The sequence below is a fragment of the Desertimonas flava genome (genome assembly GCF_003426815.1).
Classification (GTDB): Bacteria; Actinomycetota; Acidimicrobiia; order Acidimicrobiales; family Ilumatobacteraceae; genus Desertimonas; species Desertimonas flava.
Genome location: NZ_QKYK01000029.1, coordinates 63,755 through 71,325, shown reverse-complemented (window position 1 = coordinate 71,325; position 7,571 = coordinate 63,755). Strand labels below are relative to the sequence as shown.

At 69.8% G+C, this 7,571-nt stretch carries 10 protein-coding genes; 4 read left to right on the top strand and 6 right to left on the bottom strand.

The genetic code is table 11. The features are described from left to right. Together DN771_RS23615 and rpsJ are read left to right on the top strand one after the other, a co-directional pair. Positions 1-370 (top strand): EF-Tu C-terminal domain-related protein (locus DN771_RS23615; protein WP_476700379.1); only part of this gene is annotated, 370 nt, incomplete at its 5' end. Positions 371-433: 63 nt separating this feature from the next. Continuing rightward, on the top strand, positions 434-748 hold the full coding sequence (gene rpsJ, locus DN771_RS23610) for a 30S ribosomal protein S10 (RefSeq protein WP_117000031.1): 315 nt from the start codon (positions 434-436) through the stop codon (positions 746-748). 199 nt (positions 749-947) lie between these two features. On the opposite strand, the gene DN771_RS23605 is transcribed toward rpsJ, so the two are convergent. The 4 genes from DN771_RS23605 to DN771_RS23590 form a co-directional block, all read right to left on the bottom strand. Beyond that, on the bottom strand, positions 948-1,547 hold the full coding sequence (locus DN771_RS23605; RefSeq protein ID WP_205528742.1) for a hypothetical protein: 600 nt from the start codon (positions 1,545-1,547) through the stop codon (positions 948-950). Between the two features lie 56 nt (positions 1,548-1,603). Next, positions 1,604-2,374: a DinB family protein gene (locus DN771_RS23600; RefSeq protein WP_117000036.1), complete on the bottom strand. Its 771-nt coding sequence runs from the start codon at positions 2,372-2,374 to the stop codon at positions 1,604-1,606. A gap of 69 nt (positions 2,375-2,443) precedes the next feature. Further along, the gene (locus tag DN771_RS23595; protein ID WP_162942334.1) at positions 2,444-3,700 is read right to left on the bottom strand and encodes a hypothetical protein; all 1,257 of its coding nucleotides are present in this window, start codon (positions 3,698-3,700) and stop codon (positions 2,444-2,446) included. Positions 3,701-3,781: 81 nt separating this feature from the next. Then, positions 3,782-4,747 carry a LysR family transcriptional regulator gene (locus DN771_RS23590; RefSeq protein WP_117000029.1) on the bottom strand — a complete coding sequence of 322 codons (966 nt, stop codon included), beginning with the start codon at positions 4,745-4,747 and terminating at the stop codon, positions 3,782-3,784. 95 nt (positions 4,748-4,842) lie between these two features. Here DN771_RS23590 and DN771_RS23585 point away from each other — a divergent pair, with 95 nt between their 5' ends. Beyond that, on the top strand, positions 4,843-5,085 hold the full coding sequence (locus DN771_RS23585) for a hypothetical protein (RefSeq protein WP_162942333.1): 243 nt from the start codon (positions 4,843-4,845) through the stop codon (positions 5,083-5,085). Between the two features lie 45 nt (positions 5,086-5,130). Here the strand turns inward: DN771_RS23585 and DN771_RS23580 are convergent, their stop codons facing one another. Then, positions 5,131-5,424: a Dabb family protein gene (locus DN771_RS23580; RefSeq protein WP_117000027.1), complete on the bottom strand. Its 294-nt coding sequence runs from the start codon at positions 5,422-5,424 to the stop codon at positions 5,131-5,133. 41 nt (positions 5,425-5,465) lie between these two features. Next, positions 5,466-6,506, bottom strand: a complete 1,041-nt coding sequence (locus tag DN771_RS23575) for a Glu/Leu/Phe/Val dehydrogenase dimerization domain-containing protein (RefSeq protein WP_117000026.1) — start codon at positions 6,504-6,506, stop codon at positions 5,466-5,468. A 145-nt stretch (positions 6,507-6,651) separates the two neighbouring features. Between DN771_RS23575 and DN771_RS23570 the strand changes: the two genes are divergently transcribed. Beyond that, positions 6,652-7,494, top strand: a complete 843-nt coding sequence (locus DN771_RS23570) for a hypothetical protein (RefSeq protein ID WP_162942332.1) — start codon at positions 6,652-6,654, stop codon at positions 7,492-7,494. The last annotated feature ends 77 nt before the right edge of the window (positions 7,495-7,571 follow it).

Below are 7,571 nucleotides of genomic sequence, written 5' to 3'. Positions count from 1 at the left end.
TGACAACATCGGTGCGCTTCTTCGTGGCACGAAGAAGGAGGATGTGGAGCGTGGGCAGGTGTTGTGCAAGCCCGGCAGCATCACGCCGCACACGAACTTCGAGGGTCAGGTGTATGTGCTGACGTCGTCGGAGGGTGGGCGTCACAAGCCGTTCTTCAACAATTATCGGCCGCAGTTCTTCTTCCGCACGACGGATGTGACGGGCACGATCGAGTTGCCGGAGGGCACCGAGATGGTGATGCCTGGTGACAACGTGACGATGACGGTCGAGCTGGGTAAGCCGATCGCCATGGACGAGGGCTTGCGTTTCGCCATCCGTGAGGGTGGCCGCACCGTCGGCGCCGGCCGCGTCACCAAGATCCTCAAGTGACACCCACGGGGGCTCCGCCCCCGTGAACCCCCGAAGACGAAGAAGAAGACGTAGGAATCCTCAATGGCTCAATCCATCCGCATCCGCCTCAAGGCGTTCGATCACGACATCATCGACCAGTCGACGAAGAAGATCGTCGAGACGGTCACCCGTACCGACGCGACGATTCGTGGTCCGATCCCGCTGCCGACGGCGAAGCATCGCTACACGGTCGTCCGCGGTCCGCACATCGACAAGGACTCCCGCGAGCACTTCGAGATGCGCATCCACAAGCGCCTCATCGACATCGTCAACCCCAACAACAAGACGATCGACAGCCTGCAGCGCATCGAGCTGCCGGCCGGCGTCGACATCGAGATCAAGATCCAAGCGTCGTAGGACTTTCGTCCTCGGCTCGCTTCGTCGCTTCGCTCCTCGCTCGCCTGCGGCGAGTGATTCGGCAGCAACCGCCGCCCGGCAAAGCCCGGGCGGCGGTTGCGCGTCGGAGCTGCTGCGGCGTCATCTCAAGTCTCGGCCCTCTCGGGGACCTTCATCCCCACTGCCCTCCTCGCCGGCGCGTTGATCATCTCGTGACGGGTCAGCGCGCTCGCGTTGATCGCCGTGCGGTCACCGCTTCGGAGCCGCCGGGCTTGGTGACCGAGAGGACGGTGGCGACGAGCAGGGCGACGCTCGACACGACGGGCGGGAAGATCATCTGGCCGAGATCGGTCTCGGCCCGCAGGGCATCGGCGCTCAGCGAGGGGTCGGGCGTGTCCGCGCCGAGCGCGCCGGGCAGAAGAGCGACGAACACCAGCGCCAGCATGATGACGCTCATCACCAGCTTGGCCAGCACCCACCGGTGGCGCACCAGGCCCCACCGGGTGCCGAGTCCGAGGACGACCCCGGAAGCGACGGTGATGATCGCCAAGGCCGGCACGACCGGCGGGACGATGATGGTCACCGCTTGCTGGGCGACGGCGACCACTTGACCGTCAGACGACGTGAGTCCAGTGACGACGAGGGCGAGCATCGCCAGGTTGACGCCGATCCACGCCACGCTCGCCACGACGTGGGCGATGAGGACGACGTGGCGCGCTCGACGCGAGAGCCGGCGGCGGGCTGTCGGGGTCCGAGTGGTCGCGGTGGTCTGTTCGACGGTGCGTTCAACGGCGTCGGTCGCGAGTGTGGTGCTGCTCATTCCCCCAGCGTGAACGGACGCCCGCGTCGCGTCGTCCGCGCTGTGCTGAAGGTGCGCTACGCAGATCGTTGAGCGATCGCGTCGAGGTCACGCACCGCGTACCGGTGGTGCTCCCACTCCTCCTCGAGGATGGTGTGCAGGCAGCTCAACACCGTTTCGGCGTGCTCGGGCGCCCACGGGTTCCGGCGGGTTTCGGCGAGCAGGTCGGGCGTGGCGCCGGCGATGAAGTCACGCACCATCGTCATGCGCTCGGCCCGAACGTCGAGCACGTCGGGGTACGGGGGTGTGCCGCTGGCGAACACCGAGGCGTCGTGGCCGTCGGATTCGTACTCGGCGTTGGGCTTGCCGATCGGATGGTACGGATTGTCGAGCTCGAGGATCGCCCGGCCCAACCACATGTCGGTGGCCATGACCAGGTGCCGAATCGTCTCGGCGAACGACCACTCGCCGTCGACCGAGATGTCTGCGGTGTCGGGTGGCATGGACGAGACCCGCGCGACGGTGGACTGCCAGGTCTGCTCGACAGCCGTCCACGCCGTCCGCAACGAGGCGGGGTCACCGGCGCGACGGTCGGCCCGTCCGGGGAACCGTCTGTCGAGTTCCGCGTCGACGAACGACGTGACGTCGACCCCGTTCACGAGCAGGGGCTCGCCGCTCTCGATGAGCCACGGATCATCGATGTCGACGCCGGACGCGTCCACCCCGCGCATGACCGCTCCCGCCAGGCTGCTGCGGACGAAGCGCGCGCCGCGCAGCCCGGTGTCGACGAATCGGGCTCCGTCGAGACTCTCGTGGTCGAACGTCGCCGGTTCGGACGGTGGACTCATGAGCGCCTGTGGACCACCGTCGCCGGCGTCCGGGTGCGCATGCCGCACTCACGCACCCGGACCCTGCGATCAGGCGTCGGTGCCGTCCGGGGCGATCGCCTCGGTGACCTCGGGGCCACCGCCACCACCGCCTCCGCCTGCTGACAGCGGCTGCGGGTCCATGTCGTCGTCGATGCCGTCGCCGTCGGTGTCGGGGTTGGCCGGGTCGGTGCCGAGCTGGCGCTCCTGGTCGAACGACAACGTGTCACCGTCGCAGTCGCCGTCGCCGACGAGGGGATTGTCGTCGCTGCTGTCCTGGCAACCGTCGTCGTCGGTGTCGGGATCGAGGGGGTTGGTGCCCCGCTCGATCTCGAGCCCGTCTTCGAGGTGGTCGCTGTCGGTGCGGCTCGAGAGCGGGTCGGTGCCGTAGGTGTGCACTTCCTCGCCGTCGGTGAGGCCGTCGCCGTCGCTGTCGGGATTCTGCAGATCGGTCTGCGCCGCTGCCTCGTCCTCGTCGCTCAGGCCGTCGTTGTCGGCGTCCGGTGCCGACGGAGTGGTCGGCTGCGGGTTGGTGTCGTTGCCGCCGGGACCGGTCGTGGTCGTCGGCTGGTCGGTCTGCGGCGTGGCCTGCACGAGCGAACCGATGATCCCGGCGAGCACGACGGCCGGGCTGGTGCCGGCGTTGACCACGGTGAGGCTGCCGTCGAGGGTGGCCGACTGGCCATCGGCCACGTCGACCGATCCCGACGGGGCGCCCGCCACGGTGACGCTGCCCGACACGGCGACGACCAGAGCCGGAGCGGCGGGGCTGTCGGGGATCGGCATCGACTCGCCCGGTGCCAGGATGTCGCGGACCAGGTCGACGTCGTACAGACCGGGCGGCGGGCCGATCGTCGAGCTCGGCGAGTCGCCGTCGCCGGCGGCCAGTTCGAGTCGCAGCAGCTCGGCGGGTGCGCCGTCGGCAGCGACCAACGACGTGCCGGTGGCGACGTGGGCGGCCTCGCCGGCGCCGACGCGGGCGAGCGCCGTGCCGTCTTCGGCAGTGGGGATCGCGGCACCTGTGATGACGGCGATGAAGGACGAGGCGGGGGCCGCAGGTGTGGGTGCGTTGGGGGCCAGCGCCGTCGGGGTGACCGTCCAGTGCGAGGCGCCGGCGAGGGCGACCGCAGCCTGGGCGACGACTTGACCGTGACCGGCGAACGGCGTGGTCGCCGTGGCATCGGGTGCCGGCTCCGGGGGAGTGGATGCGCCGGCGGTGGCGGCACCGCCCGCGGCGACGAGCGCGACGGCGCCGATGGCGACCATGGTGCGGGCCGCGACGCGATGGTGTCGGGGGTGGGGACTCATGACCGCGGACGGTAACCACGGCGCGTCGGCCGTGCAGCGAAATATGACCCACCGGGCTCGGGTGGGTGAGCGTTTCGGGGCTCAGCTGGCGAGGCTGAAGTACTCGGCTTCGCGAGGAGCGAGCTCGGCGGTGACCTCAATCGACAGGGCGATGAAGCGTTCGGCGATGGGCGACAGGGTGCGGTTGGGCAGCCAGGCGAGCGAGATCTCCCGGGGCGGCAGCGCCGGCTCGAGGGCGTGCATCTCGAGCAGCGGGTCGTCGGGCTCGATGTCGACGCAGAGCAGCGTGGTGATGGCCGGGCCCATGCCGGCGCGCACCATGGCGAGCACGGTGCCGTTGTCGGACGACTGGAACACGTTGACCGGACGGACGCCGAACGACTGCAGCCCGGACTCGATGTGGTTGAGGTCGCACGTGGGCGGATACGCCACCATCTGCAGACCGTCGAGATCCTCGATCCGCACCGGCCCCTTGGGGAACTCGCCTCGACGGGCGATGAGCAGGTACGGGTCGTCGAGCAGCTTGACGAGCTCGACGTCGCTGCGCGTGGGCGTGACGGTGAAGACGGCATCGAGCTCGTTGGCGAGCAGCCTCGGCATCGTCGTCGTCTCGTCCTCGAAGAGGCGGATGTCGGCGGTGGGGTAGTCGTCGCGGAGGCGCTGCACGATCGCCGGCAAGAGCACGGCCGACACGCTCTGGAACGTGCCGATGTCGACCCGTCCGGCCTCGCCCGACATGAACCGTTCGATCGCCTCGGCGGTCAGGCTGGCGCGGGCGAGGATGTCGCGGGCGTGGCTCAGCACGAGCTTGCCGAGCGGGGTGAGGCGGACGGGGCGGGGACCGCCGGGACGGTCGAAGACGGACCCACCGATGGCCTTCTCGAGCGCGCTGATCTGCTGACTGACCGCCGACTGGGTGTAGCCGAGCCGTTCGGCGGCCCGGCCGAAGGTCCCTTCCCGGGCGACGGCGTCGAGGGCGGACAGGTGGCGCAGCTCGACGTTGGAGAAGGCCCCCAACGACACGCCCGCGTTGACCGATTCGAGCATGACGCGAGCGTATCAGTCCTTGATTAGCGGAGCTGATCGACTCCATCATCAATCATCGATTTACGTGAACCATGACCTTCCGTATCGTGATTCACATGGACACGCAGGAACTCATCGAGTTGGGCGCCGAGCTCGTCGCGGGCGGGTTCGGCGGTCACGAGCTCACGATCCGCCGCATGGTGCGCGACGCCCGTTCTTCGGGTGTCGGCGGCGCCGCTGCGGACGTGCTGGCCGACACCACGGCGCCGGATGTCGCACGGTTCCGTGCGTTCGCCGTGGTGTCGGCTGCACTGAGCCGGGTCGAGCGGTCGCCCGACCTCGTCCGTCCCGTCGCCTGACGCCGGGACGGCTCGGCCGCCGGAGAGTCCCCCCGCTCCGGATGGTCAGAATCCGTACTGCACGGCCGCCCGCTCGGCGGCGTGCGGTGCGATGAAGGCGCTCGAGATCGCGCGGTGCTTCTCGTTGTCCCGGTAGGCGACGTAATCATCCGCCGAGTCGAAGTCGGCGACGACGACGAAGTCGTGGTTCCCCTCGTTGATCCCGGCATCCGTGCCGAAGTGGTAGGCACGGAGCTGCGGGATCTCGGCGGGCAGGCCGTTGAGCTGCTCGACGATGTCGGCCACCGCATCGGTGGACGTCTCGGGCTTCCAGCGGAACATCGCGACGTGACGGAACATCGGGCGAGTCTCGCACGAGACCGGCCCGGGGACCGTAGCGATCAGCGCCGGCGCGCCGCACGCATGCGGGCTTCGGCGATGCGATCGGCGGCGGCGAGCGGCGTGATGCCCTCGGCGCGGGCAGTGCTGAGCACCTCGAGTGTCGTATCGTAGATGACAGCGGTCTTGGCCTCGGCACGAGCGAACTGGAATCCGTTGCGCTCGTCGGCGACCTGGATCACGCCGCCCGCGTTGACGACGTAGTCGGGGCAGTACGTGACGCCGCGCGCGGCCAGGCGTTCGGCGAGCCCGTCGTCGGCAAGTTGGTTGTTCGCCGCCCCGCACACGACCGGGGCGACGATCCGGTCGATGTTGCCGGCGTGGATCGCCCCGCCGAGCGCGCACGGCGCCACGATGTCGACGTCGGCCGTCATCACCGCCTCGGCGTCGTCGAGCCACTCCACTCGCGGATGTCGCCCGGCAACGCTCTCGCGGGCGCTCGACGCCACGTCGGTGGCCACCACCTCGGCACCGCCGGCGACCAGGAGGTCGACCAGGTGGCGTCCGACCTTGCCCACCCCCACCACGCCGACCCTCCGTCCGGCGAGACCGTCGGCCCCCCAGCAGAACTGGGCTGCGGCGAGCATGGCCCGGTGGAGGCCGTATGCCGTCAGGACGCTGGAGTCACCCGCTCCACCCGCCGCCTCGCTCCGCCCGGTGACGTACTGGCTCGTCTCGGCCACGACGTCCATGTCGGCGACGTACATGCCCACGTCGCACGCGGTCACGTAGCGGCCGCCGAGCGACTCGACGACCCGCCCATAAGCACGGAGCAGGTCGGGGGTCTTGTCGGTCGCCGGGTCGCCCACGATGACCGCCTTGCCGCCACCGTGGGGGAGTCCGGCCATGGCGTTCTTGTACGCCATCGCCTTGGACAGGGCGAGCACGTCGGCGACGGCTGTCGTCTCGTCCGGGTACGGGTAGAAGCGGGTGCCGCCCAATGCCGGGCCGAGGGCCGTGGAGTACACGGCCACCACGGTGCGCAATCCGCACGTGGGGTCCTGGGCGAACACGACCTGCTCGTGCTCGTCGCCGAAGATCATGGGTGCTGTAGCTTATGGCGGCCGGATGGGCTGACGGCGGCGGGTCGGCGGCTCGAACGACGCGACGGGGGAGGCGACGATGGTGATGCCGACGACGGTCAGGGGATCCGCAGCGCGACCGCGCTGGCGGCGCTGGGGTCTGTGCGTGTCGCTGACGATCGGCGTCGTCGCCGTGCCGTCGCCGAGCGGCGCCGGCGCACCCGACGACGGTGGCCTCGTGATCATCGACGCCGGGGACCCGACGAACCGGGCCGACCTCCTCCCGTCGCCGGTGGCCGGCGCGACCGCCGAGATCGTGTCGGCCGAGACGTTCGCCAGCTCGGCCGTCGACGATGCCACCGGGGAGGTGGTGGGGGAGTTCACCGCCACCCTCGATTCTCAACAGACGCTGGTCGTGTTGGAGGTGCAGGCGGACGGGGAGTTCGTCGCCCGGTCCCGCGTCGACAGCGCCGAGGTCGAGGGGGCTGCCGAGCTGATCCTCGGTCTCGACTTTCGCGAGCTGGTCGGTATGGGCTGGGACAGCGTGGTCGGCCCCGATGGTGTCGTCATCCGCTCCGACCTCGTCGACAGCGGCCGCCTCACCGAGACCGCGCTGTCGCTCCGGGCCGGACTGCCGACGCCGCTGATGGCGCTGGTGCCGATGGAACCGGTCGGCCAGGGCGCCCGGTGGACCATCGAGCTGGAGGATTTCTCTGGCACCTATTCCTACGACTGCCGGCTGGTGTCGGTCGCCGGCGATCGCTTCCGCGTCGAGTTCGACTATCGGTTCGACACGACGAGCCTCCAGGACGGGACGCGGGCTCGAGTGGTGACGGAGGGCCATGGTGACTACGACGGATCGCTGGCGCGCCGCCTCGACAGCACCTACCGCGTGGCCGACCGCACCACCGTGACCACGGAGGGAGGGTCCGGCGGCGCGCTGACCGACGATCTGACCGTGGTCACCGAGTACACCGCGGCGACCGTGAGCAGGCCGATCGGCGGCTGAGAGGACGAACGGTCGTCGCCGTCGTCGCGAGGATCGGCCTGAACCTGATGTTGCGATCATGTTCCAACCTCGGGACG

Excerpts from the sequence above, each read along its gene's own strand:
- rpsJ (WP_117000031.1), top strand. The coding sequence starts at position 434 with ATGGCTCAATCCATCCGCATCCGCCTCAAGGCGTTCGATCACGACATC.
- DN771_RS23605 (WP_205528742.1), bottom strand. The coding sequence starts at position 1,547 with ATGAGCAGCACCACACTCGCGACCGACGCCGTTGAACGCACCGTCGAA.
- DN771_RS23600 (WP_117000036.1), bottom strand. The coding sequence starts at position 2,374 with ATGAGTCCACCGTCCGAACCGGCGACGTTCGACCACGAGAGTCTCGAC.
- DN771_RS23595 (WP_162942334.1), bottom strand. The coding sequence starts at position 3,700 with ATGAGTCCCCACCCCCGACACCATCGCGTCGCGGCCCGCACCATGGTC.
- DN771_RS23590 (WP_117000029.1), bottom strand. The coding sequence starts at position 4,747 with ATGCTCGAATCGGTCAACGCGGGCGTGTCGTTGGGGGCCTTCTCCAAC.
- DN771_RS23585 (WP_162942333.1), top strand. The coding sequence starts at position 4,843 with ATGGACACGCAGGAACTCATCGAGTTGGGCGCCGAGCTCGTCGCGGGC.
- DN771_RS23580 (WP_117000027.1), bottom strand. The coding sequence starts at position 5,424 with ATGTTCCGTCACGTCGCGATGTTCCGCTGGAAGCCCGAGACGTCCACC.
- DN771_RS23575 (WP_117000026.1), bottom strand. The coding sequence starts at position 6,506 with ATGATCTTCGGCGACGAGCACGAGCAGGTCGTGTTCGCCCAGGACCCC.